Source organism: Gammaproteobacteria bacterium, assembly GCA_035501935.1.
In the GTDB taxonomy this organism is placed as follows: Bacteria; Pseudomonadota; Gammaproteobacteria; order JAJPIJ01; family JAJPIJ01; genus JAJPIJ01.
Genome location: DATJVC010000011.1, coordinates 1 through 24,385, shown reverse-complemented (window position 1 = coordinate 24,385; position 24,385 = coordinate 1). Strand labels below are relative to the sequence as shown.

The following is a 24,385-nucleotide window of genomic DNA, read 5'->3' as shown; positions in this document are numbered from 1 at the left end:
ACTGTATGCCTGTTGAACAGGCGCGTCATGATTTCATGGTGGAACGCCACGCCGACGCAGGCGGCCGGCAGGAATGCCAGCAGCAGGTGGAACAGGAGATTCTGCGACAGCGGCTGCGTGGAAAGGCGGACAAACGAATTCGAAAGTTTTCCGCGATACAGCCAGCAGGCCGCCAGCATGGCGCCGGATTGAACGGCGATCTCGAACGTGTCAGCCAGCGGGCCGGTGAAATCGAGCAGATCGCCTGTTATTATCAAATGACCGGTGCTGGAGACGGGCAGAAACTCCGTTATGCCCTCGACCACGCCCATGATCAATGCGTTCAGGAGATCATGCCAGGTCATTGACGAACGCGGCGCGTGCCGCGCAGCCTCCAGGAGCAGGGGAGAATTCTCACGATGTGGATGGGTGCAGGCGAATTGTTGTTGATGTTGGCGGTCATTCTAATTGCTGCCGAGGTATTCACCAATGCCCTCGAGCATCTGGGGGAGCGCATGGGCATCTCCGAAGGCGTGACGGGATCCCTGTTCGCGGCTATCGCCACCGCCATGCCGGAAAGTCTGGTACCGCTGCTGGCATTCACGGTGGACAACAGCGACGGGCGCACGGACGTCCACACCGACGTGGGCGTTGGCGCGATACTCGGCGCGCCGCTCATGCTGTCCACATTGTCCCTGTGTTTGATGGCGTTTTCCGTGATACGCCGGCGCCGCTGGAACGGCGCGCTGCACCCGGAGAAGACCGGCTTGACGCGCGATCTGAATTTTTTCATCGGCAGTTTTGCGCTGGCCACGCTGGCGCTGTTCGCATCGGGCTGGCACGCCATCATCGCCGTGGTGTTGCTGCTTTTGTACTTCGTTTATGTGCTGCTGACGTTGCGGGTGTCGGCGCGCCTGGTCGAGGCGGGGCACGGTACCGAGGCCGACAGGGGGATGTTTCTCTGCCACCTCGGCCTGCCGGATCGCCAACTGACCGTTTTCGTTCAATTGGGGGCGGGGCTGGGGCTGCTCATCTTCGGCGCCAACGGTTTCATCCACGGTGTTGAACAAATAGCGGCCAAGCTGAACGTCTCGGTCCTGCTGTTATCTCTGCTGATCGTGCCGGTGGCGACCGAACTGCCGGAAAAGGTCAACAGCATTCTCTGGATCCGCCGGCGCAAGGATACGCTGGCCTTCGGCAACATCACCGGCGCGATGGTATTTCAGGGCAGCATGCTGCCGGCGATGGGCCTGCTGATGACGCCGTGGCACCCGCGGCAGGAGATGCTGATGGGTTTGTTGATCACGCTGGTCGCCGCGTTCTGGCTGCGCCTGTTGATTGCACTTGCGCCGTTGCGCGTCTGGCACCTCTTTGTCAATGGCGCCCTTTACGTCGCCTATCTTGTGCTCGTGCTTTACTGATCCGCAGGGCAATAATCTCAGGCTATGCAGCGGGCGATGGCAAACGCCGCCACGGCCGCCAGCCCCCCCACCATCATTGTCTGCACGCCGCTGCGAATCACGGGCGCGCCTGTCAGCCGTCCCTTGATGGCGCCGAACACCAGCAGGGCCATAAGTGTGACGGCAACCGAGAGCCAGAGTGCGCGATGCGCGTCCGCGATCAACAGATACGCGCTGAGCGGAATGAAGCCGCCGAGGATATAGGCAATGGCGATGGTGAACGCGCTTTTCCAGGCGCGGCCGGGTTGCGGCGCCTCCAGACCGAGTTCGAAGCGCATCATGAATTTCACCCAATCCCTGGGACGCCGGCGCAGGGATTCCACCACTGTGGCGCTCTCCCGCGGTCCAAGTCCGTAGGTTTCGAATATCTCGCGGACTTCGTCGGCCTCCGTATCGGGCACGGTGATGATTTCGCGCTCCTCCCGCGCCAGCTCGCTCGCGTAATGCTCGGCGTCGCTGCGCGCGGCGAGAAAACCGCCCAGTCCCATGGCGATGGCGCCCGCCGCGATCTCGGCCAGGCCCGCGGTCACGATCACGTGCGTCTGCGAGATGGCGCCGGTCAGGCCGGCCGCCAGCGCGAAGGGCACGGTCAGGCCGTCGGACATGCCGATGACGACGTCACGCACCGCGTCGCCGGCGGTGAAATGTTTTTCCATATGCGGTGTCAGCGGCATCGCACAGATCTTCAATAATCGGGCTGTTACAGTGGGGTAAAACGTGTGCGGGTGAGGTTCAGTCGCCGCATGATACTGCGTATGATCAGCAAGCAGAACCGGCGGGATGGCATTGAAGAAGGCACATGCCTGCCTGCCCGTATTTTGGAAATGTCGCGCCGGGGCCCGGATCAACCCCGTCATTGGGATGACAAACTGTAATATTTTCTTAATAATGCGGGCTAAATCTGAATTTCTTGATAATTGAATGAACCCGGGCCTGAATCTTGATGACGCGCGCTGAAAAGCCGGTACCGCCCGAAGCGGCCGTGGAGGAGAAGCTGGATCCAGTCGCCAGCGCCCGTTTGCTTGGTCTGCAAACGGCTTTGCACGCGCATGCCCTGGTATACGGTTTCCTGTTCGAGCCCGATCGCCCCGTCAGAGAACTTGGCTGGGATGATCTGGAAACCGCCCTGGAGAATCCGGACGCCTTCGTGTGGCTGCACTTTAATGCCGCCAATGAACACACCAAGAAGTGGATTAAGGAATGTCCGCGACTCAGCGAAAGCGCGGCGGCATTTCTGCTGGACGCCGATGAACGCCAGCGTGTCGAAATCGAGATGGACGGCGTCATCGGCGTGATTAGTGACGTCCATTACGGGTTCGACTGGGATCCGGATCAAATCGCGGCCTTGCGGTTTTATGTCGATTGCCGTTGCCTGATCACCACGCGTTTTCAACCGCTCACCACCACAAACCAGCTCCGCCGGACAGTTCGTGAAGGCGCAGTTTTCAAAAGTTCCGCGGCGCTGATGGTCAGCCTGTTCCGGCTCCAGACGGACATCCATGCCGACATCGCCGGACGCCTGAGTCGCGAACTTGGCGTGATCGAGGACGATATCCTCGCGGGCAGGATCGAAGATCAACGGGCCAAACTGGGCAAGGTGCGGCGCCTGGCGGTCCGCATGCACAGGCATTTTTCACCGGAATACCGGGCCTTGCGACGACTGGGCGCGCGCCCGCCCGGATGGTTCGATGATGCCGACGCGTTGGGACTGAACGAGATCGTCGAGGAATTTGGAATGGTGGTGGAGGATTTGGACGCCATCCAGGAGCGCGCCAAGTTGCTGCAGGAGGAACTGGTGGGGCAGGTGGCCGAGGATACCAATCACAACCTTTTTGTATTGTCGATCGTCACGGCGGTTTTCCTGCCGGTGACGCTGATCACCGGCATCTTCGGCATGAATGTCGGCGGCCTGCCGGGGCTGCAAGAGATGTCGGCATTCTGGTGGGTCGTTTCCGGCATGGTCGTGGTTGCGCTGGTCACGCTGTTGATTCTGCATTGGAACCGCCTGTTCTGAAGCAAATCCGCTCCAAAGGGGGCGGCGCCCGCTGACTCGAAGTTGTAATGCGGTGATGTCAAAAAAGCCGTGAACACGGGCCATTCGGTTCGCGGCATAAGGGTTCAATCATGCTTCACCACGAATCAACGCACCGTAACACCCTGGTTGTCGTCATCGCATGTGCATTTTTTTTCAGCGCGCCGGCCCGGGCGACCACGAAGGGCCTGAGTCAGATTGTCACGCCGGATCTTCAGGAGGAGGGTGATCTATCACTGAGCTTCCAGTGGCAGGACAAACGCATTGCGAATCCATATGAATTCCAGGCCGAACTGGGGGTGGCGAAGTGGCTGGAATTTGCCGTGTTCCAGGGATTGAAGCCATCGGAGCAAATCTTTGGCGCCGAGATTGCCTTGGTGCAGCGCGAACCATGGCTGTTGAGCGCCGGCTTCGTGAACTGGTCAACCCGCGGCGCGGATCCGCAACCGTTTCTGGAAACGGGTTACTACACCGAACATCATAAACTGATCGGCGGCATGGCTTACGCGGGTCAACACGCCGAAGTGATCCTCGGCTACGCCTACGATTTCAACAAAACCTGGCGCGCGCAGGTCGATTTCCAGAGCGGCAGCGGCAACTCGGTGACTTTTGGCTTTACCTGGAACGCCACGGAGCATCTCCAGTTCAATCCCGCGTTCTACGTTTCCAACGATCAGGGTCACGACGTGATGGGCTATCTGGTGTGCACCTACACCTTCCCGCTCTGGGAAACGCGCGCTGCAGACAAACGATAATTCGGACAAAGCGCAGGCCGCGGCCTGCGAAGGGCCATGCGACTCCATCCCCGGTGGCGGGAGCCCCACTCTCAGCGTCTTGCTTCAGGAAGCGTTCGCCGTTCACAATAGGCGGACCGAAACGATCGGGAGGAAGCGCATGACTCCCATCATCGAACTTGCGATAACGGACTGGAAGCAACAGCCCCCGGCCCCCATGCAGGAGCGCGCTGTCGAGGCGCTTGAAGCGGGCGGCGTGCTGCTTTTCCCGCGTCTTGGCTTCCCGACGGAAGGATCCGAAGTGCGGTTTTTCACTTCCGCCGTCGCGGCCAAGAGCAAGAATGTCAGCCTGGATGGCGCCGGCGGGCGGGTGCGCGGCAGCAGTCTCGAAGCATCAGCCGCCGCGGGACTGGCGGCGATGATGAAGCGCTACGCCGGATGCAGCCGCAGGTTGCTGTTGAACCTGCTGCCGCGGTACGAGGCGGGACTGATTCAGGGCCGCACCAGTTACCGGCCCGTGGAGATCAAGGGGCGCGCAGCTTCCTGGCGTCATGACGATACGCGATTGCACGTGGACAGTTTCCCGTCCTCGCCCGTGCAGGGCAGAAGAATCCTCCGCGTCTTCAGCAACGTCCATCCCCATGGACAGGGGCGTACATGGCGGCTGGGCGGGTTGTTTGAGAGTGTCGCCGGCCGCTATGTCCCCTACCTGTCCGGCCCCCTTTGGGGGAGCGGTTGGTTGTTGCACTTGTGCGGGGTCACGAAGAGCCGGCGCAGTGCGTACGATCATTTGATGCTGCAATTGCATGATCATATGAAGGCGGACTCGCAATACCAGTCGGGAGCGGACCAGATCACGTACGATTTCCCGGCGGGCAGCACGTGGATCGTGTTCACCGATCGCGTGCCGCACGCAGCCATCGCGGGACGGTACGCATTGGAACAGACGTTCTACCTGCCGATCAGCTGCATGCAGGACGAGTCAAAGTCGCCGTTGCGGATTCTGGAGCGTCTGACAGCGCGAAAGCTCGCCTGACGGCAGGCCGGCGGATCACCGGCCGGCTCGGGGAAGAGTCGCGCAACATTGATCCGCGGACTGAATCAAGCCCAGACCAGCACTTCCTGGGGTTCCGCCGTTATTTTTTTGGTGGGGTAAATACTACCGATGATCTCGTCGGGCTTGAACCAGAGTTTGATCTCCCGTTCCGCTTCCTTGGGGTCGGAGGAGGCGTGAATGACGTTCTCATAGATACCCCTGGTCGTGATGCGCCCGTAGGATCCACGGATGGAAACCGGGTCCGCCTCCTCGGGATTCGTGGCGCCGGCGAGGCGGCGCACGCGGGCGATGGCATCCGGCCCCTGGTACACCAGGGCGATGACGCGTTCGTAATTCCTGCCGTAGGATTTGCCCTGGAGGTATTCGATGACGTCGTTGAAGAACGGTTTGTCCTTCAGGTGGCGGTAATGATTTTCCGCCAGTTCACGCGACACCTGCGTCACCTTCGCGCCGATGATCATGAGCCGCGCCTCGGCGAGCTTGGTGAGGATGTTTCCGGTGAGGGATTTTTTAATTCCGTCCGGCTTCACTATGACGAGGGTATATTCGTTCTTGAGTGTATCGGGCATATTGCGGTCGTTGTTCGATCTGGAGGTGCGTCAGCCGGATGATTAAATTGGCTGGGGGACTAGGATTCGAACCTAGATAAACGGAGTCAGAGTCCGTTGTCCTACCGTTAGACGATCCCCCAGTAATCGGGGCTGCGGCTGGCAGCGCAGTCATCCGCGCAAGTCATGGTGTTTTCCGTCATGCCGGTGGAAGCCGGTATCCAGTATAAAGGAACCGAATGCTGACACGATAGCCGGGAATATAGAAAACGCGCACTGGATTCCGGCGTGCGCCGGAATGACATCCGTCAGCGCTTGGAGTACTGCGGGCGCTTGCGGGCCTTGTGCAGGCCGACCTTCTTGCGCTCCACCTCGCGTGAATCGCGGGTGACCAGGCCGGCCTTGCGCAACGGGCCGCGCAGCGTCTCGTCATAGGCGATGAGCGCGCGGGCGATACCAAGGCGCGTGGCGCCGGCCTGTCCGGAGACGCCGCCGCCGTTGACCATCACGTGGATGTCGAAGTCGCCGCCCATCTTGATGACTTCCAGCGGCTGGCGCACGATCATGCGCGCGGTCTCGCGACCGAAGTAGGCGTTCAGCTCGCGGTTATTGACCTGAATTTTGCCCTTGCCGCGCTGCAGGTAGACCCGGGCGGAGGAATTCTTGCGCCGGCCCGTCGCGTAATAAGTTTCTGCCGCCATGACTTATATTTCCAATGTCTGCGGTTGCTGGGCGCTGTGCTTGTGCGCGGCGCCCTTGTAGACCTTCAATTTGCGGAACATCTGCCGGCCCAGCGGGCCGCGCGGCAGCATGCCCTTGACGGCGATCTCAATCACCTTCGCCGGCGCGCGTTTGATGAGTTTCTGAAACGAGGTTTCGCTCAAACCACCCGGATAACCGGAGTGGCGGTAGTAAATCTTGTCGGTGGCCTTGCGGCCGGTCACCCGGACCTTTTCGGCGTTGACCACGATGATGTAGTCGCCCGCGTCGCTGTGCGGGGTGAATTCGGGCTTGTGTTTGCCGCGCAGGCGGCGGGCCACTTCCGAGGCGAGCCGGCCCAGCACCTTGTCGCTGGCATCGAGCACGAACCAGTCGCGCCGCGTCTCGGCGGGCTTGGCAACGAACGTTTTCATGGACTTAACCCTGACAAAAGAGGGCGCATGTTAGGGGGTGGCCTTGACCCTGTCAACATGGAGTCCGTCCCCTTCTTTCCGGCCGTGTCCGGCGCGGGAAAGCGGGCGGATTTTCTCCTTCAGCGACTCGAAATAAAGGTAAATCACCGGGGTGATATAGAGGGTCAACACCTGTGAAACCACCAGTCCTCCGACCACGGCCAGACCGAGCGGACGCCGGCTCTCGCCGCCGGCGCCCAGACCGAGGGCGATGGGCAGCGTGCCCATCAGCGCCGCCATGGTGGTCATCATGATGGGACGGAACCGCACCAGGCAGGCCTCGAAGATGGCATCGAACGGCGAAGTCCCGCCGCGGCGCTGCGCCTCGATGGCGAAATCGATCATCATGATGGCGTTTTTCTTGACGATGCCGACCAGCATGATGATGCCGACGAAGGCGTACATGTCCAGATCGAGGTGGAAAAACTTGAGCGTCGCCAGCGCACCCAGTCCCGCCGTCGGCAGACCGGAGAGAATCGTCACGGGATGGATGTAGCTTTCATACAGGATGCCCAGCACCAGATAGATGACGAGGATGGAGGCGGCGAGCAGCAATCCCATGCCGGCAAACGAGGCCTGGAAGGCCTGCGCGGAGCCCTGGAAACTGCCGATGAGCGTGGTGGGTATCCCCAGTTTCGCCTGCGCGGCGTTGATCTTTTCGATGGCGTCGCCGAGCGCCACGCCGGGCTTGAGGTCGAACGACAGCGTTACCGATGGCAATTGTCCCAGATGGTTGATGGACAGCGGCGCGAGGTCGCGGCGCAGGTGCGCCACCGCGTCCAGCGGCACCAGCGTGCCGGAGGCGGCGCGCACATACAACATTTTCAGGGCCGCCGGATCCCCCTGGTACTTGGGCGCAAGCTCGACGATCACCCAGTATTCGTTGCTCGGGGTGTAGATGGTCGAGACCTGGCGGGCGCCGTAGGCGGTGTACAGCGCGTCTTCGATCTGCTCCGCCGTGATGCCCAGCGCCGAGGCCTTTTCCCGATCGATGTCCACCGTGACCTGCGGGCTTGAGATCTGCAGATCGGTGGTCACGTCCTCGAGCCCCGGCGTCTGGCGCAGCCTGGCCTCCAGAATGGGCGCCCAGTGGATCAATTCCTTCGTGTCCGCGTCCTGGATGGTGTATTGATACTGGCTTTTCGTCAGTTGCCCGCCAATGCGTATGGAGGGCAGGTTCTGCAGGTAGGCCTTGATCCCCGGCACGGCGGCCAGCTTCGGGCGCAGCTCGCGGATGACGGCGTCGGCATTCGGCCGCTCGCTGCGCGGCTTGAGCCTGATGAAGATGCGCCCCAGATTGAGCAACTGGCTGGAACCGCTCGCGCCGATGAACGACATGGATGAATCGACATAGGGATCGGCCTGGACGATCGCCGCCATGGACCGTTGCAATCGGACCATCTCTTCGAAGGAAACGTCCGGGGCGGCCTCGGTGAAGATGAACAGCTGGCCGGTGTCCTCGCTCGGCAGGAACCCCTTGGGCATGATCACGAACAGCCACGCGGTGGTGGCGAAGACGGCGAAGAATACCAGCAGCGTCAGCCGCCGCCAGCGGAGCACGACGCGCAGCGTCACCTCGTAGAGCCGCCGCCAGCCATCGAACACCGCCTCGCTCAGCATATACAGCCGCCCGTGTCTGATCCGATCGTGCGATTGCAGCATGCGGCTGCACAGCATCGGCGTCAGTGTCAGCGACACGAAGCCGGACACCAGCACCGCCACCATGATCGTGATCGCGAACTCGTGCAGCAGTTTGCCCAGAATCCCGCCCATGAACAGCACCGGTATGAACACCGCGGCCAGCGATATCGTCATGGATACGATGGTGAAGCCGATCTCACGCGAGCCTTCGAGCGCCGCCTCCATCCGCGGTTTGCCCAGTTCCATGTGGCGCGAGATGTTCTCCAGCATGACGATGGCGTCGTCGACCACGAACCCCACGCACAGGGTGAGCGCCATGAGCGACAGGTTGTCGACGCTGAAGCCAAGCATATACATCGCGGAGAAGGTGCCGATGATGGACATCGGCAGCGCCAGGCTCGGTATGACCGTGGCCGGCAGGTTGCGCAGGAACAGGAAGATCACCATCACCACCAGCGCCAGGGCGATCATCAGGGTGGACTGCACGTCGTGCACCGAGTCGCGCACCGACAGCGAACGGTCGTAGAGGATGTCGAGCCCGATGGCCGCCGGCATCTGCGCCCGGAACGCGGGCAGGATCTTTTTGATCGAATCGATCACCTCGATGGTGTTGGTTCCCGGCTGCCGCTGGATGGACAGCACGATGCCCGGGACGCCGTTGTACCAGGCCGCGACCTTGTCGGTCTGCACGCTGTCGACCGCCTCGCCGATCTCGTCGAGATGGATGGGGGCGCCGTTGCGATAGGCGATGACCACGTTTTTGTAATCGGCGGCGCGGTTCAACTGGCCGGTGGCCTGCACCGTGTAGGCTCGGTGTTCGCCGTAGAGCGTGCCGGTGGGCAGGTTGACGTTGTGGGCGCCGATGGCCTGCTGCACCTCGTCGATGCCGATGCCGCGGGCCGCCAGCAGATTGGGATCGAGCCGGATGCGCACGGCGTACTTCTGGCTGCCGAAAACGCCGACCTCCGCCACACCGCTGATGGTGGAGATGCGCTGGGCCAGCAGCGTTTCGGCGTATTCGTCGACCACGGACAGCGGCAGGGTGGAGGAGGTGAGCGCCAGATAAAAGATCGGCGCGGCCGCCGGATTGACCTTGCGGAAGGACGGCGGACTCGGCATGTTCGTCGGCAGGCTGCTCTGCGCCGAGGAGATCGCCGACTGCACGTCCTGCGCGGCGGCATCGATGTCGCGGTCGAGCCCGAACTGCAGTGTGATCTTGGCTATGCCCTGCGAACTCGACGAGTTCATGGAGTCGAGGGAGGCGATGGTGGAGAACTGTTTCTCGAGCGGCGTGGCCACGGCCGAGGCCATCGTCTCCGGGCTGGCGCCGGGGAGGTTCGCAGTGACCTGGATGGTCGGGAAATCGACGTTCGGAAGATCCGACACCGGCAGCAACCGGTAGGCCATGATGCCGAACAGCAGTATGCCGATCATCACCAGACCGGTGGCCACCGGCCGGCGGATGAAATGCCCGGAAATATTCATGGGCCGCCGGTGTCGGCGCGCAGGGACACCTTGGCGCCGGGCACGATGCGCAACTGGCCCTCGGTCACGACCCGATCGCCCGCGTTGAGGTTTCGGGCGACGATGGTCTCGCCGTCGTCCTCCCCGCCCAGAACGACATTGCGAAGCTCGGTCGTCATGTCATCCTTGATGAGATAGACATAGGGACCCTGTGGGCCGTTCTGAATCGCCTGCGACGGCACCACCACCACGTCGGATTGTTCCTTCAGGGTCAGCAGGGCCGTCACAAATTCGCCGGGCCAGAGTTTTTTGTCCTCGTTCTGAAAGGTCGCCTTCAGCCGCACGGTGCCGGTGGCGGAATCGACGGTATTGTCCACGAACGTGAGCTGGCCGGTGCCGAGGGCTTCGTCGCCGTCCCTGGCCGTGGCCGTCACCGACAGGGGACTCAAACTCATGCGGCTGCGGATCTCCGCCAGATTCTGCTCCGGCACCGAAAAGCTCACGTAGATGGGGCTGATCTGATTGATGACCACGAGCGGGTTGGTGTCGTTGGCTTTGACGAGATTGCCTTCCTGCACCAGGATCCGTCCGGTGCGGCCGGCGATGGGCGCGCGGATCGTGCAGTGATCGAGCTGCAATTGCGCCGAATGTATGGCGGCCTGATCCACGGCGACCGTGGCGAGGTACACGTCCTCGCTGGTCTTGATCTGATCGTAGGCATCCTTGGAGATGAAGTTTTTCTTCAGCATCTCCTCGTTCCGGCGGGTCTGGACGCGGGCATTCGCCAGTTGCGCTTCGTCGCGTTGCAACGCCGCCTGCGCCTGCCGCAGCTGGCTCTGGAGCGGGTGCGGGTCGATCTCGAAGAGCACTTGATCCTTGACGACGTCGTCGCCCTCCTTGAACCCCACCGAGACGATGGGTCCGTCCACGCGGGACTTGATCCCCACGGTGGTGTAGGCCTCGACGTTACCGATCGCGCGCAGGCGCAGCGGCAGGGTTTTCTTCACCGCCGTCACCGCGACGACGGGAACGGCGGCGGGTGCCTTGACGGCGGGCGCGGCAGGCGGCTCTTTCCCCGAGCAGCCGCCGATCAGCAGCACTCCCGCGAGGAGCGCCCCCCGGCAGAGTATTGAATTGCCTGTTCGCACGCGTTTTAGACTCCGGAGCAGGGCGGTTAAATTCATCGGGCGCGGTGACGGGGACGGGAAGCCGGCGCAGTATGCCCGACCCCGCGTAAGCCGTCGACGCCATGGATACAATTCGTTATCATAAAGATAGCATGCTAATAATTAGCACACCATATTAATAGACTATGACCGTCGCCGCGGAAAAGTTCTCCAGATTGCTGGGGGAAACCCACCGCTTGTGGCGCGCGCGGCTGGATCAACGGCTGAAGCCGCTGGGGCTCAGCCAGGCCAGATGGCTGGCGATTTTTCATCTCGCCCGCGGCGGCGACGGCTTGACCCAGACCGAACTGGCCGGCCGCATCGGCATCGAGGGGCCGACGCTGGTGCGGTTGCTGGATCGGCTGACGGCCAGCGGCCATATTGAGCGCCGCGGTCTGCCGCATGATCGCCGGTGCAAGACCGTGCACCTGTCGCGCAAGGCGCGCGGGTTGTTGAAGAAAATGATCGCCGTGGCCGATTCCCTGCGCGAGGAGTTGCTTCAGGACATTCCGCAGCGCGAATTGGAAACCGGCGGCCGCCTGCTGCTGAAACTGAAGAAGCGCCTGGAGGCCGCCAAACCTTGATCGTTACGCCCGGATTTATCCGGGGTTGGTCCAGATTTCCCTGATCGGCGCCGCCCGGCGCGAGTTCCCCAGCGGCCGCAGGCCGTACATGTCAATCAGGGTCCGCAGGACGTCATAGTGATCGACGCGGGAATCGTATTCACCGCGTTTGACCATGGCGCCGGTGAAAACCGTGACGATGTGATTGCCGCTGGAACCGTCATCCTCATCCCAGGTAAGGATGAGCAGGCTGTTGTGCGATGACGCCCATTGCACGTACGAGTCCAGGTGTTCCTTGAGCCACTGATCGCCCTGGATGATCGCCGGACCGGCCTCGCCGTCATGCATGTCGTTCAACTGGCTCGGCACCACCAGCGCTACCGTGGGCAGCTCCGAGTAATCGGCGGGAAACGCGCCGAAGGGCAGGTTCATCTCCGGCGTCACGTTGACGCCCTGCCAGTTGGCGGCGGGATTGTGCTTGCGCTGGTAGTGCTCGTGCTTGCAGCCGGTGAAGCCGGCTTGCGGCAGGGATTCGGAATAGGTCGCGAAGGTCAGGCCCGCGCGCCGCAATTCGCTGGCGAGATTGTCGCCCTGAACCGGAAACGGACAGCGGTCATCCGTCGATCCCTGCGTGTCGCCTGAGAACAGGGCGAGATAATTGGGCTGGCTGGGATGCCGGATCGCATATGACCGCGTCAGCAGCGCGCCATTTTTCGCCAGTTCGTTGATATACGGCGCGCCGGCGGGATTGCCGATGATCTGGTGATAGGATTTGTTTTCCTCGATCACGATCACCACGTGATCGGGCCGCGGGATTGCCCCGGTCGCGGAAGCTGCCGGCATCGCAAAGACGATTGCGCCGGCCAGCATCCATCTGGATGACCGCATGACTCAGGCGCGCGCCTGATTTACGGGAACCGTGCGCCGGGTGCGCTCGAAGGTCTGCTGGATCACATAGGCGTCGATGCTGGCGCGATGCCGTTTGTTGCCGACCTCCCGCAGCACCACGTTCTTGGTGTTGTGCCAGACGTCCATCTGCGGCTCGGAGAGAATCAGCTCCAGCGGGCTGAACGAGAACTCGCGCCGGATCCGGGCGGCGTGAAAAAGCCGGGTCAGCCAGGTCTGATCGACCACCCAGCCGTCGCTGTAGGCCGTGGCTTCGCGCAGCAGCTTGTTCAGGTTTTCGGCGATCCGGTCGATGGGTTGCCCGTGGGTCAAAAGAATTTCGCGGCTGATGCGATGTATGCCCTCGGCCTGCTCATCCCAGTGCGTCCAATCCTGCATGGGGAGGATGAGCGAGCAGAATTTCTCGCCCGTGGACAGCGCCACCCCGACTTCTATGGGATAGCTGTGGGGGCCGAAACCGGAGGCCTCGATATCGATGATATTGGGCGGGGTCCCGTTACGCATGGCTCACTGTATCGCAGGGTTTCAACGCGCTGCAAGAATCGATGAATACAGCGTACCGCCGGAAAGTTACAACTTTATGGTCGGTCCGCGCCGCCGGAAATTTCGTGTTCAAGCAACGCCGAAGCGCTTGAACCACCCCTGCAACCGGCGCCAGCCATCCTGCGCGGCCTTCGGGGTGTAGCTCGGCCGGTAATCGGCGAAGAAACCGTGCGGCGCGCCGGGGTAAACGATGATCTCGGTGGGCACTTTCGCCGTTTTAAGCGCCGCGCGCATCGACTCAATCATATCGGCCGGGATGCCCTGATCGGCGCCGCCATAGAGACCCAGCACCGGCGCTTTCAGATCGCCGACGAGATCGATGGGGTACTTCGGTTGCAGATCATTATGATCGCCCGCCAGCCGTCCGTACCACGCCACGGCGGCCTTCACTTCCGCGCTGTGTGCGGCGTACAGCCAGACGATGCGCCCGCCCCAGCAGAAGCCGGTGATGCCGAGCCGGCTGGTGTCGCCGCCGGTCTGCTTCGCCCACTCAACGGTCGCATCGAGATCGGACATCACCTGCGCGTCCGGCACCCTGGCGACGATGGTGCTGACGATGGTCTGGATGTCGGAGAGCTTCGACGGATCGCCCTGGCGCGCGTACAGCGCCGGCGCGACGGCGAGATAACCGAGTTTCGCCAGGCGGCGGCAGACGTCCTGGATGTATTCATGCACGCCGAAGATTTCCTGCACCACCAGCACGACCGGGAACAGCCCGCCGCGCGCAGGCATGGCGCGATAGGCGGGGATCTCGCCGTCCGCCACCGGTATGCGCACCGCACCGGCGGTCAGTCCCTCGCTGGGGGTGGTGATCGTCCCGGCGGAAACCGGCCGCACCGCGAGGGCGAAGCCCACCGCCAGCGTCGCGCCGATGAACTGCCGCCGCGAAAGATCACTTTGCGGCAGCAGACTAGCTACATCCGGATTCAAGGTGTTATCTCGCATAAGATACTGTTGGTGGTTGATTCGTCATGTTGGCATCGATTTAGGATACTATAATTCTATTCTGAAAATTTAATGGATCCGGAAAGAGAAATAGAGGGTCTGACCCTGGCATCTACGTGACATCTCAATTACGTCAGGCCTACCTGAAGGAGTTCGCCATGACCAGCGTTATCGCAGTCATCGGACCAGGATCGATTGGCCAAGCGATTGCCCGCCGCGTGAGCGCAGGCAGGCGGGTCTTGCTCGCCGATCTACGACGTGAAAATGCGGAGGCGGCGGCGAAAGTCATGAGCGACGCCGGATTTGACGTGCGCACAACGACAGTGGACGTATCCTCGCGTGAGTCAGTCCATGCGCTCGTCCAAATGGCTGCGGGGCTTGGAGACGTCGCCGGGGTCATTCACGCCGCTGGTGTCTCCCCTTCGCAGGCGTCGCCGGCCACGATTTTCAAGGTCGATCTTTACGGGACAGCCATTGTGCTCGAAGAGTTCGGCAACGTCATCGCAAGCGGCGGAGCGGGCGTCGTTATCGCTTCGCAGTCGGGGCACCGCCTCCCGGCGCTGACACCCGAGCAAAACAAGGCGCTGGCGACGACGCCCGCCGACGAGTTGCTTGCTCTTCCGATGCTCCAGCCGGACCAAATAAGGGACTCGCTGCACGCTTACCAAATCTCCAAGCGTGGGAACTCACTGCGGGTGATGGCCGAGGCGGTTCGGTGGGGCAAGCGTGGTGCCCGGGTTAATACCATCAGCCCCGGCATTATTTTCACGCCTCTCGCCAGGGACGAGCTGAATGGCCCTCGCGGCGAGGGTTACAGGCGCATGATTGAGCTGTCCGCGGCCGGGCGCGGCGGTACGCCGGATGAAGTGGGAGCTGTTGGCGCTCTGCTGATGGGACCGGAGGGCACATTCATCACCGGCAGCGATTTCTTGATGGATGGCGGAGTCACGGCGGCTTACTGGTACGGCGAACTCGCTCCAAAATAATCAGCGGTTGGCCTGACAATTCATTCAAGCCGACGCCGCTTCGCGGCGCGGCTTGATTCAGGCGTCAGGCCTCATTGTTCCGATGCGTATAACTGGAGTCTGGAAAATGGAAATCAAAAGAAATGGCTCACAGCCTTCTACGCAGGGCCCTAAAGAGTATTTCACCGGCGATGTTCGCATCGACCCGCTTTTTCAGGCAGACAAGCCCGCGCGTGTCTCTGGAGCTTTGGTAACCTTCGAGCCTGGCGCCCGCACGGCATGGCATACGCACCCACTCGGGCAAAACTTGATTGTCACGTCCGGTTGCGGTTGGATCCAATGCTGGGAAGGCAGGAAAAAGGAGATCCGTGCCGGCGATGTAATCTCCTGTCCATGCGGTGAGAAACATTGGCATGGTGCAACAGCTACAACTGGGATGAGTCATATTGCCATTCAAGAATGGCTCGACGGCAGGCCTGTCGATTGGTTGGAAAAGGTCGGCGACGAACAATATCTGTCTGAATTGGCGGCTGACTGACAAGAAGCGCGGTGCCAGCAAGCTAACTTTCGGAGCATTCAGAGGAGGTGTGAAATGAACGTAATATGGGATCCGGTATACATCGTCAATCTGGTCTTGTGTGTGGCCATCCTGGCCTTCGGTTTCATAGGCTGGCGGCGATCGGGAATGATGTTGCTTCTTTACGTTGGCATGGCCTTCGGCCTGTTTGGGCTATCTCATCTGGCTACGATTCTTGGAATGAAGGACTCGCTGGAGACGGCGCTGATCGCCGTACGGACGCTTGCATACGTGTTGGTAACGTTCGCGCTGTACCAAGCGGCGTTCAGGAGGGGGTAGTGGGGGCAACATGACGTATCCAACGCACCCTGTTGCCATCGTCGCGGATCAGGCGCCGCCAAGAACAAAGGCGACGCTGTATCCAGAGCCCTTCGCCTCACGCGTCGCGGGCCGGCGCAAGCAGCCGCTGGGCGATCTGTTCGGCCTCAGCAATTTCGGCGTCAACCTGACGCGGCTGGCCCCCGGCGCGATGTCGGCACTGCGCCACGCCCACACCAAACAGGACGAGTTCGTTTATATCCTGCAAGGGCACCCGACGCTGCATACCGATGAGGGCCGGACGAGGCTCTCACCGGGCATGTGCGCCGGATTCAAGGCAGGCACCGGCAACGGCCATCACTTGATCAACGAAACTGAAGAAGAGGTTGTCTACCTTGAAGTGGGCGACCGGACTCCCGGCGATGAAGGCAGCTACCCGGACGATGACTTGAAAGTAAGGATGGTCGACGGCAAGTGGCTGTTCGCGCACAAGGACGGCACGCCGTACTGATTATCACGGTTGAGTGAGCCGCCTCGCCGTAGTCTCGCCAGGTAAGTTTGCCCTTGAAGTAGACGCGTGGCAGAGCATGGCCGGTTAGTGTTTATTCAAAGAAACGTGGTACGTCCCTTGGTGTTAGGATTCAAAGACTCGTTACGCATAACATGCAATCTTGATTAATCAGTCAATCAAACTTTAATATAATCTTGTATCGATCGCGTCACTATTTATCCAAATAGATCCTAAATTACGTTAGCCAACACAAGAATGGGGAAATCATGCCAACTGAGATGAAGATCAAAAAGTTTTCCTTCGGGGGATGCACTGTCTCTAACTTTAGTCCTGACGTGTCAGCACTTTCGCCTAGGACGGAAATGCTAAACGTATCGGTCTCATTTGAGGATGGGTTGAAGCTAAGTCTAGCGATACAGGAGTGTGTGAGAAAACTAAACTCCTACAACCGCAGCACCAGCGCGGGTAAGCGGACAGGTTTGAATATCGCAGTCCATCTCCAAAAACACCGCGTCACTGTGAATGAGACAATGCTGTAGCTCAATGGCTCTATGAGCTATTACCTCTACGAAAACTGACAAGCCGGTCCACATAAAGTAGTTCTTCACGTCGGTTCCTGCGCTTTCTGCAACGATGGGTCTGGGTTGGCTGGTGGCTCAGATCCGAAACATGGCAAGTGGCATGGTCCTTATGCCAGCGTTATCGATGCTTGTGTTAGACAGCGCGCTCTACCAGCTAAGGTTCGGAAAGAATGTCGATGCGCCAAGCTTCAGTCGCTCTAAATCTGGGATTTTAATAAATTTAATATCCTTGGTAATTCTCTTTTATCAACAACTAGATCCGTATATTCTGGCTCTTTCTTATCAAATTTTTTGAAAGCATCTCCACCATCTATTAATAAACCTCTCGCAAGTTCTTCTGGAGTTATCTTTTCTGGAACATTTGATGGCGGATGCTTCCCCAAAATATTTGCATGCTGAAATATACAAATGGCGAAATATTCTAGGATGTGATTTTGCGATTCATGTCCATCGCCTGCCATTAATAGATGCGCATGCTGATTATCGAACGTCCTCAAATCCTGATAAATACTTCTTGCAGCATCTTTTAGTGGAATCATGTAGTCGGTTCGTGATGAACATTTGATAATATTCCTAATTAACGGCCACAAAAAGCAAACCATACTAGCTATAAAACATATTGCTGCTGCAATGACTAATCGTGGTCCCCATTCTTCGTGTCCAACCGTCCACAGCATGGCCAGCCGAGCCAACGCGAATGCAATTGCGAGGCTAAGAAGCCCCCAACAAGTGTTCGCCCACATTAAGAGAATCCATGTTAATTAAGGAATGGTGGGCCCGGCAGGTCTCGAACCTGCAACCAAGGGATTATGAGTCCCGCACCGGCCCACCAAGCTACACTGGCGGGTTGCTGCGTGCAATTCGTGGTTGCAGAACCATCATGCTGCCACCTTCACCGGGATCAACTTCAATTCATTACGCAGCCGTTGCTCGGCGCACCACAGGTCATAAGCCGCCTGCATTCGGATCCACAATTCCGGTCCGTTGCCGCAGAACTTGCCGAGCTTCAGCGCCATCTCCGGGGATACCGCGACGGTGCCTGCCAGCACGCGGTGCAGCGTCTGCCGGCTGATGCGCAGCAGGCGCGCCGCCTCGGATACCGATATGCCCAGGGCCGGCAACACGTCATCCCGCAGCAGCACGCCGGGGTGAATCGGCGCCAGCTTGGGAGGACCTTTTACGATGTACTCGCGCTTACTCATTCCGTCATCCTCAATGATACTGTTCCAGATCGACGCGCCATGCATCACCATCGATCCATTCGAAGGTGATCCGCCACGGCCCATTGACCTTGATGGCATACCGTTTGGGTTTGCCATGCAGGGCGTGCAATCCGAAGCCCGGCAGGTTCAGGTTTTCCAGCGTTGCCGCATGATGCAGCGCGTTCAATCTCGATTGACTGCGCGCCCGCTGGTCCGGCCTGACACCTTTGGCGTCACCCTCCATGAAGAACGCCGCCAATCCCTTATGCCGGAAACTGCGAATCACGATGCAAAGTGTAACTCATCGTGACACATATGTAAATCATCATGCTACAGTGCCCCACATGGCCCTGGATATGAGCATGGCTGGCGCAGGGGCAAGGTTGGCAGATGGCTGACGACAACGCTCAGTGGGATCAAAAAAATGGTGGTGGGCCCGGAAGGACTCGAACCTTCGACCAAGGGATTATGAGCTGGGTTTGCAAAATATAGCTACTAACTGAATCAGCCCTTTACCGCGCTGGCCCTGCGTCAAACTGTTAGTAACCGTAGTTCAGTGTAGTTCGTTAAAAAACCGTGGAAGAGCCAAACATGAGTGCAGATTGACACTCAACGACTGGAAAAACGGCTTACACCAGGATCAAAATGATTGTTGCCCTGGTGTGTTCGCTGGATTTTGGAACGCGTCGCTGGGATTGGCATCACCAGAGCTCCCACCAATACCGCTGCCTTTCTGTGAAGAAGGAGTTCCGCTGCCTCCGCCTTTACTGGGGCTGTCACCCTGGCCCTTTTGTGGACTGGACTGATTGCCAGCCGATTTGTCAGTACGTCCACCAACATACATTCCCATGGCCGCTCTCCTCAGGTCACCGGTCGAGTAGGTGTTTGGAGCCCTCTAGGCGCATACCGCAATATGGCATTGACTATCCATTAGGGCAGTAAGCGAACCGATATAGTTACGGTATCCTGACACTAATAATATAGGCTTGCAAATTCGAATCAAACAGTCGCCACCATGTCGTTACTGATGGATTTGCCGATAGTTTCCGGCTGCGAACGAGGTTCATACATTGGAGGCTGGAGAATGGTATAAGGAACTCCAATACCGTCAGCATTTTGCTTCTCCCCCGCCTCAATTTTGAATTCTCGTTTCGCCCATCCTGCTTTGTCCAGACGATAGATCATGTGGCTGTGGCCGCCGATTTCCAGAGTTTCTCCCGCAGGGTAGCCAACTCGGCGTACCATGGCATCGCACGCAAGATTATCCTCGCGAATGCGCCAGCCGACGAACCGCGCCCGAAGATGTGAGAACATGTAGTATCCGACAGCATCAGTAGCATTGATTGCGTTAAAAGCATTTCGATCGGCAAACGCCGTGATTGCCATTCCGATCTCCCAAAAATTGAAGTCGCCGCCGTATGGCGGGTAGATGACAACGAAGCCTATACGCCGGCGGGTGGCTATACTCATGATGGTGGCCACTACTAATGTTCCGCTTCGGTACTGCAGTAGTATTTTCGCAGGCCCCAGATCGCCGCCGCCGAACATTTCCATTATTTCGACGTTTTGATATTGCGCGAATATCCAGATCAGATCTTCATAAGTTGGCGGTACCAGATACACCGTACGACGCTGTATTCCGTAGCACCATCGTGACCACACTACCCCCCGCCGTCCTATGAGCAGGTGGAAAAGAACACGGCATAGCGGGCGCCGTATCCAGGGCCAGCGGAATAGATACAACACAATCTTTTTAACTGCCCCATGCATTATCGCCAGCATAACCAGAACTGCTCCCGGCGAGGCGCTGGCCCCGTGTCAATACGCTAATAATCGTAGCTCAGTGTAGTCCTTTTGATTCTGCATTTGGCACAAAGCCGTCACTATTTGAGGGAGCTTCTATTTGACTGAATGGGATGGTGGGCCCGGCAGGACTCGAACCTGCAACCAAGGGATTATGAGTCCCCTGCACTAACCAATTGTGCTACAGGCCCATGGCAGGCTGATGCAAAACTACTGCGAAGGACATCTGCGTTGTTGCTACTCACTCGAAAGCTCGCCGTACTGGTTTGTACTGTCTCGCTTTCTCGTCCGCGGCGCCCAGCATCTGGCCTTTCTCATGACGTTTTGCATCAACCTACAAATACTATTGTAGGTAAAACGGATAAAAAAAGCCGCACTGGTGTGCGGCTTTTTTATGTGCCCTTCGACAGGCTCAGGGCGAACGGCATTTGAGCCGTTCTAGTCGAGGAAGGTGCGCAGGTGTTCCGAGCGTGTGGGATGGCGCAGCTTGCGCAGGGCCTTGGCCTCTATCTGGCGGATGCGCTCGCGGGTCACATCGAACTGCTTGCCGACTTCTTCCAGCGTGTGGTCGGTGTTCATGTCGATGCCGAAGCGCATGCGCAGCACCTTGGCCTCGCGTGGGGTCAGGCTCTCCAGCACGTCCTTGACGATCTTGCGCAGGCCCTCGAAGGTGGCGAAGTCCACCGGGATCTGGGTGTTCTGATCCTCGATGAAATCACCCAGATGCGAATCCTCATCATCGCCGATGGGCGTCTCCATGGAGATCGGCTCCTTGGCGATCTTGAGCACCTTGCGCACCTTCTCCTCCGGCATTTCCATGCGCACGGACAGTTCCTCCGGTGTCGGCTCGCGGCCCATCTCCTGCAGGATCTGGCGCGAAATGCGGTTCAGCTTGTTGATCGTTTCGATCATATGCACCGGGATGCGGATGGTGCGGGCCTGATCGGCGATGGAGCGCGTGATGGCCTGACGGATCCACCATGTCGCGTAGGTCGAGAACTTGTAACCGCGGCGGTATTCGAATTTGTCGACCGCCTTCATCAGGCCGATGTTGCCTTCCTGGATGAGGTCGAGGAACAGCAGGCCGCGGTTGGTGTACTTCTTGGCGATCGAGATCACGAGGCGCAGGTTGGCCTCCACCATTTCCTTCTTGGCGCGGCGGGCCTTGGCCTCGCCGATCGACATGCGGCGGTTGATGTCCTTGATCTCGCTGATGGTCAGCCCCGTGCGCTTGGCCAGCTCGCCCAGCTTTTTCTGGAGCGCGATGATGTGCGGCTCGTGTTTTTTGAGCCCCGCATTGTAGGAATGGCGCGTCTTGACGACTTTCTTCACCCAGCGCACGTTGGCCTCGTTGTCCAGATAGGCGGTGATGAAGTCCTTGCGTGGCATGCCGGCCTGCTTGCAGCAGACCTCCATCACCTGCTTTTCCAGATCGCGGATGTCATCCACCACCTGGCGCACGTAGCCGGTCAGTTGCTCGACCATCTTGGGCACAATCTTGAATTGCAGGAACATGGCCTGCAGTTGTTCGCGCAGCTTTTTCGCCTTCTTTTCGGAGCGGCCGTGCTTCTTGAACGCCGCCAGCGTGCGCAGGTGCAGGCGCTTCAGAGCGTTGAAACGCTTCTTGCATTCCACCGGATCGATGGCCTTGCTCAGCGGATCCTCTTCCTCGTCGCTTTCCTCGGCCTCCTCGGCTTCATCGTTGGCGGCCTTCACCGGTGCTTCCTTGATCTCCAGTTCGGGCGCTTCCTCGGCAACCCCCTGGTTGGGGTCGATGAACCCGCTGATGACGTCGGTGATCTTGATTTCGCCCTTGTCGGCGCGCCCGTACTCCGCCAGGAACATGTCGATGACCTGCGGGTAGTCGGCCAGCGCGCAGAGCACCTGGTTCAGGCCCTCCTCGATGCGCTTGGCGATGGTGATCTCGCCCTCGCGGGTCAGCAGGTCCACGGTGCCCATCTCGCGCATGTACATGCGCACCGGGTCGGTGGTGCGGCCCAGTTCGGCGTCGATGCTGGCCAGCGCGGCGGCGGCCTCCTCGACCTCGTCCTCGTCGGTGTTGACCGGCGTGGCCTCGGCCATGAGCAGGGCGTCGGGGTCCGGAGCGGTCTCGTGCACCGTGATGCCCATGTCGTTAATCATGTTGATGATGTCTTCGATCTGTTCCGGATCGACGATGTCATCCGGCAGGTGGTCGTTGACCTCGTGATAGGTCAGGAAGCCCTGCTCCTTGCCTTTGGCGATGAGCAGCTTGAGCTGTGATTGCTCGTCGCCGCCGCCTTCAAGTTCTTCGATGATGTCCATGCGCGTTTAGAGTCGCTAACTCACTGTAAATGTTGGGAATAATGAACCGCCGCCAAACAAATCAATCCGTACGGGTAACTTAAGACTATAAGTCTAGACCAAGATTCCATATGCGCCACTGCCAATCCATCCCTGTGCCCGAAAAAAGGGCGCGCATTCTACCCTACGCGGCCGAAACAACCTAGACGTATTTTAATTCTTCGTCGGCTTGCCCGATTTGAATCTGCCCCGTAGCGCGCTCTTTTCCTCCTCGGTCAGTTCACTGGGCCGCTTGCCGGGCGCGGAAACGGTCTCTTTTTTACCCGCCAGCGCGGAAACCTTGCCTATCGCCGCCCTGAATTCCTGTTCCGCGCCTTCATCATCGGCGGGGATCTCATCCATGAGCAACTTGCGCAGGTGCGACACCTCCTCGCGATCCCGCCAATGCTCCAGCACGGCGGCGCTGTTCATTCCCGGCTGGGCGCGGACCAGTTCCACCAACTCCTGCAGCAGCGCCGCGCCGGGCAGGGTCGAGGCGCGCAGGTCGGGTGGCGATTCCAGTTTGAGCGCCAGTGACGGCTTGTGCAGCAGCAGGCGGATGGCGCTGCGCACCAGCGAAGGCGAACGGGACGCGGGCCGCGCGGACTGCGGATATCCGGGCGGCGCCGTCTTGACGGCCCTGGCGCCGACGAGGGATGCCACCGTCGGCAAATCCATGTCCGCAAGCTTCGCCAGCCGCTGCGCCAGCAGTTGCTTGTAAGCGCCGGACGGCACGCCGGACAACAGCGGCCTGGCCAAGTCCACGAGTCTGGCGCGGCCTTCATCCGTGCCGGGGTTGACCTGCGCGAGCAGGGAATCGAACAGGAAATCCGACAGCGGCGTGAAGCGTTTCGGATTGTTGAACACCGCCGGGCCGTCCTTGCGCACGAGGCTGTCCGGGTCTTCCTCCGCGGGCATGAACAGGAAACTGACGTAGCGCCCCTCGCGCAACACCGGCAGGCTGACTTCCAGCGCCCGCCATGCCGCCTTGCGGCCGGCCTCGTCGCCGTCGAAGCAAAACACCACTTCCGGCGTGGCCTTGAACAGGCGCTCCATGTGATCGGGCGTGGTGGCGGTGCCGAGCGTGGCCACCGCGCTGGTGACGCCATGCTGGTGCAGGGCGATGACGTCCATGTAGCCCTCGACCACGAACAGGCGTTGCAACTGGCGGTTGGCCTTGCGCGCCTGAAACAGGCCGTACAGCTCGCGGCCCTTGTGGAACAGCGGGGTCTCCGGTGAGTTCAGATACTTGGGTTCGTCGTCACCGAGCACGCGGCCGCCGAAACCGATCACGCGGCCGCGCTGGTCGAGGATGGGAAACATGATGCGGTCGCGGAAGCGATCGTAGTGGCTGCCGTCGTCCTTGCGGATGAGCAGGCCGGCGGCCTCCAGATCGCGGACCTTCTCTTTATCAGTGCCGAGCGCCTTGAGCAGGTTTTCCCAACCGGGCGGCGCGTAGCCCAGTTGGAATGCCGCCGCCGTGCGGCCGTCCAGTCCGCGGCCCTTGAGATATTCCTTGGCGCGTCCCGACTGCGGATGGTCCTTGAGTTGCGCGGAGTAGTGCTGTTGCGCCTGCGCCAGCAGGGTGTAGAGACGTTCCCCATCGCCGGTTTTGCCCTTGAAGCCCGCTTCCACGGGCACGGTCATGCCGACACGGCCGGCCAGGTCTTGGATCGCCTCGGGGAAATCCATGTGCAGATAGTCCATCAGGAAACCGATGGCCGTGCCGCTCGCGCCGCAACCGAAGCAGTAATAAAACTGCTTGTCGGGGCTGACGGAGAACGACGGCGTGCGTTCGTTGTGGAAGGGGCAGCGGGCCTGAAAGTTGCGCCCGGCCTTTTTCAGCGGCACGTGCTCGTCGATGACGTCGACGATGTCGACGCGCGCCAGCAGATCATTAATGAACGATTCCGGTATTCGTCCAGCCATCCGCGAAGCATAGCAAGCTTGCGGCGG

The 24,385-nt window shown here is 60.0% G+C and carries 25 protein-coding genes and 2 tRNA genes; 9 read left to right on the top strand and 18 right to left on the bottom strand.

Annotated elements, in window-relative coordinates:
* The coding region (locus VMH34_02735) for an undecaprenyl-diphosphate phosphatase (protein HTT07690.1) at positions 1-344 on the bottom strand (344 nt) is incomplete at its 3' end.
* Positions 345-404: 60 nt separating this feature from the next.
* Here VMH34_02735 and VMH34_02730 point away from each other — a divergent pair.
* A complete protein-coding gene (locus VMH34_02730; protein ID HTT07689.1) occupies positions 405-1,400 on the top strand; it encodes a sodium:calcium antiporter in 996 nt (331 codons plus the stop codon).
* Positions 1,401-1,417: 17 nt separating this feature from the next.
* Here the strand turns inward: VMH34_02730 and VMH34_02725 are convergent, their stop codons facing one another.
* Entirely contained in the window at positions 1,418-2,113 is a 696-nt protein-coding gene (locus tag VMH34_02725; protein HTT07688.1) for a VIT1/CCC1 transporter family protein, read from the bottom strand.
* 269 nt (positions 2,114-2,382) lie between these two features.
* Here VMH34_02725 and VMH34_02720 point away from each other — a divergent pair, with 269 nt between their 5' ends.
* The 3 genes from VMH34_02720 to VMH34_02710 all read left to right on the top strand — a co-directional run bounded on the left by VMH34_02720 (position 2,383) and on the right by VMH34_02710 (position 5,241).
* Positions 2,383-3,453 (top strand): transporter, encoded by a 1,071-nt coding sequence (locus VMH34_02720; GenBank protein HTT07687.1) that lies wholly within the window; start codon positions 2,383-2,385, stop codon positions 3,451-3,453.
* Between the two features lie 110 nt (positions 3,454-3,563).
* Positions 3,564-4,226, top strand: a complete 663-nt coding sequence (locus tag VMH34_02715; protein ID HTT07686.1) for a hypothetical protein — start codon at positions 3,564-3,566, stop codon at positions 4,224-4,226.
* A 139-nt stretch (positions 4,227-4,365) separates the two neighbouring features.
* A complete protein-coding gene (locus VMH34_02710; protein HTT07685.1) occupies positions 4,366-5,241 on the top strand; it encodes a Kdo hydroxylase family protein in 876 nt (291 codons plus the stop codon).
* A 65-nt stretch (positions 5,242-5,306) separates the two neighbouring features.
* On the opposite strand, the gene VMH34_02705 is transcribed toward VMH34_02710, so the two are convergent.
* From VMH34_02705 to VMH34_02680, 6 genes are all read right to left on the bottom strand, one after another.
* Positions 5,307-5,831, bottom strand: coding sequence for a nucleoside-diphosphate kinase (locus VMH34_02705; protein ID HTT07684.1), 525 nt, complete (start codon positions 5,829-5,831; stop codon positions 5,307-5,309).
* Between the two features lie 48 nt (positions 5,832-5,879).
* Positions 5,880-5,953: transfer RNA gene (locus tag VMH34_02700), tRNA-Gln, on the bottom strand.
* Positions 5,954-6,118: 165 nt separating this feature from the next.
* Positions 6,119-6,511, bottom strand: a complete 393-nt coding sequence (rpsI, locus tag VMH34_02695; protein ID HTT07683.1) for a 30S ribosomal protein S9 — start codon at positions 6,509-6,511, stop codon at positions 6,119-6,121.
* Between the two features lie 3 nt (positions 6,512-6,514).
* Positions 6,515-6,943 (bottom strand): 50S ribosomal protein L13, encoded by a 429-nt coding sequence (gene rplM / locus VMH34_02690; protein HTT07682.1) that lies wholly within the window; start codon positions 6,941-6,943, stop codon positions 6,515-6,517.
* A gap of 30 nt (positions 6,944-6,973) precedes the next feature.
* On the bottom strand, positions 6,974-10,108 hold the full coding sequence (locus tag VMH34_02685) for an efflux RND transporter permease subunit (GenBank protein ID HTT07681.1): 3,135 nt from the start codon (positions 10,106-10,108) through the stop codon (positions 6,974-6,976).
* The gene (locus tag VMH34_02680; protein ID HTT07680.1) at positions 10,105-11,235 is read right to left on the bottom strand and encodes an efflux RND transporter periplasmic adaptor subunit; all 1,131 of its coding nucleotides are present in this window, start codon (positions 11,233-11,235) and stop codon (positions 10,105-10,107) included. The genes VMH34_02685 and VMH34_02680 overlap by 4 nt, the downstream gene beginning before the upstream one ends.
* Before the next feature lie 164 nt (positions 11,236-11,399).
* Between VMH34_02680 and VMH34_02675 the strand changes: the two genes are divergently transcribed.
* A complete protein-coding gene (locus VMH34_02675; GenBank protein ID HTT07679.1) occupies positions 11,400-11,837 on the top strand; it encodes a MarR family transcriptional regulator in 438 nt (145 codons plus the stop codon).
* Between the two features lie 15 nt (positions 11,838-11,852).
* Here the strand turns inward: VMH34_02675 and VMH34_02670 are convergent, their stop codons facing one another.
* The 3 genes from VMH34_02670 to VMH34_02660 all read right to left on the bottom strand — a co-directional run bounded on the left by VMH34_02670 (position 11,853) and on the right by VMH34_02660 (position 14,210).
* Positions 11,853-12,704 (bottom strand): alkaline phosphatase family protein, encoded by an 852-nt coding sequence (locus VMH34_02670; protein HTT07678.1) that lies wholly within the window; start codon positions 12,702-12,704, stop codon positions 11,853-11,855.
* Between the two features lie 3 nt (positions 12,705-12,707).
* Positions 12,708-13,226 carry a hypothetical protein gene (locus VMH34_02665; GenBank protein HTT07677.1) on the bottom strand — a complete coding sequence of 173 codons (519 nt, stop codon included), beginning with the start codon at positions 13,224-13,226 and terminating at the stop codon, positions 12,708-12,710.
* A 108-nt stretch (positions 13,227-13,334) separates the two neighbouring features.
* Positions 13,335-14,210, bottom strand: coding sequence for a dienelactone hydrolase family protein (locus VMH34_02660; protein HTT07676.1), 876 nt, complete (start codon positions 14,208-14,210; stop codon positions 13,335-13,337).
* 158 nt (positions 14,211-14,368) lie between these two features.
* On the opposite strand from VMH34_02660, the gene VMH34_02655 reads away from it, so the two are divergent.
* The 4 genes from VMH34_02655 (at position 14,369) to VMH34_02640 (ending at position 16,521) form a co-directional block, all read left to right on the top strand.
* Positions 14,369-15,196 carry an SDR family oxidoreductase gene (locus VMH34_02655; GenBank protein ID HTT07675.1) on the top strand — a complete coding sequence of 276 codons (828 nt, stop codon included), beginning with the start codon at positions 14,369-14,371 and terminating at the stop codon, positions 15,194-15,196.
* A gap of 106 nt (positions 15,197-15,302) precedes the next feature.
* Positions 15,303-15,713, top strand: a complete 411-nt coding sequence (locus VMH34_02650) for a cupin domain-containing protein (protein ID HTT07674.1) — start codon at positions 15,303-15,305, stop codon at positions 15,711-15,713.
* 54 nt (positions 15,714-15,767) lie between these two features.
* On the top strand, positions 15,768-16,031 hold the full coding sequence (locus tag VMH34_02645; GenBank protein ID HTT07673.1) for a hypothetical protein: 264 nt from the start codon (positions 15,768-15,770) through the stop codon (positions 16,029-16,031).
* 10 nt (positions 16,032-16,041) lie between these two features.
* Positions 16,042-16,521 carry a cupin domain-containing protein gene (locus VMH34_02640; protein ID HTT07672.1) on the top strand — a complete coding sequence of 160 codons (480 nt, stop codon included), beginning with the start codon at positions 16,042-16,044 and terminating at the stop codon, positions 16,519-16,521.
* A gap of 778 nt (positions 16,522-17,299) precedes the next feature.
* Here the strand turns inward: VMH34_02640 and VMH34_02635 are convergent.
* From VMH34_02635 to dnaG, 7 genes are all read right to left on the bottom strand, one after another.
* Complete coding sequence (locus tag VMH34_02635; protein HTT07671.1) at positions 17,300-17,779, bottom strand: hypothetical protein; 480 nt, start codon at positions 17,777-17,779, stop codon at positions 17,300-17,302.
* 201 nt (positions 17,780-17,980) lie between these two features.
* The gene (locus tag VMH34_02630) at positions 17,981-18,304 is read right to left on the bottom strand and encodes a HigA family addiction module antitoxin (GenBank protein ID HTT07670.1); all 324 of its coding nucleotides are present in this window, start codon (positions 18,302-18,304) and stop codon (positions 17,981-17,983) included.
* Between the two features lie 10 nt (positions 18,305-18,314).
* Positions 18,315-18,590 carry a type II toxin-antitoxin system RelE/ParE family toxin gene (locus tag VMH34_02625; GenBank protein ID HTT07669.1) on the bottom strand — a complete coding sequence of 92 codons (276 nt, stop codon included), beginning with the start codon at positions 18,588-18,590 and terminating at the stop codon, positions 18,315-18,317.
* A 713-nt stretch (positions 18,591-19,303) separates the two neighbouring features.
* Positions 19,304-19,927 (bottom strand): hypothetical protein, encoded by a 624-nt coding sequence (locus VMH34_02620; protein HTT07668.1) that lies wholly within the window; start codon positions 19,925-19,927, stop codon positions 19,304-19,306.
* Positions 19,928-20,221: 294 nt separating this feature from the next.
* Positions 20,222-20,298, bottom strand: a tRNA-Ile gene (locus VMH34_02615).
* Between the two features lie 247 nt (positions 20,299-20,545).
* Complete coding sequence (gene rpoD, locus VMH34_02610; GenBank protein HTT07667.1) at positions 20,546-22,411, bottom strand: RNA polymerase sigma factor RpoD; 1,866 nt, start codon at positions 22,409-22,411, stop codon at positions 20,546-20,548.
* 192 nt (positions 22,412-22,603) lie between these two features.
* A partial coding sequence (gene dnaG / locus VMH34_02605; GenBank protein ID HTT07666.1) for a DNA primase occupies positions 22,604-24,385 on the bottom strand: 1,782 nt, incomplete at its 5' end.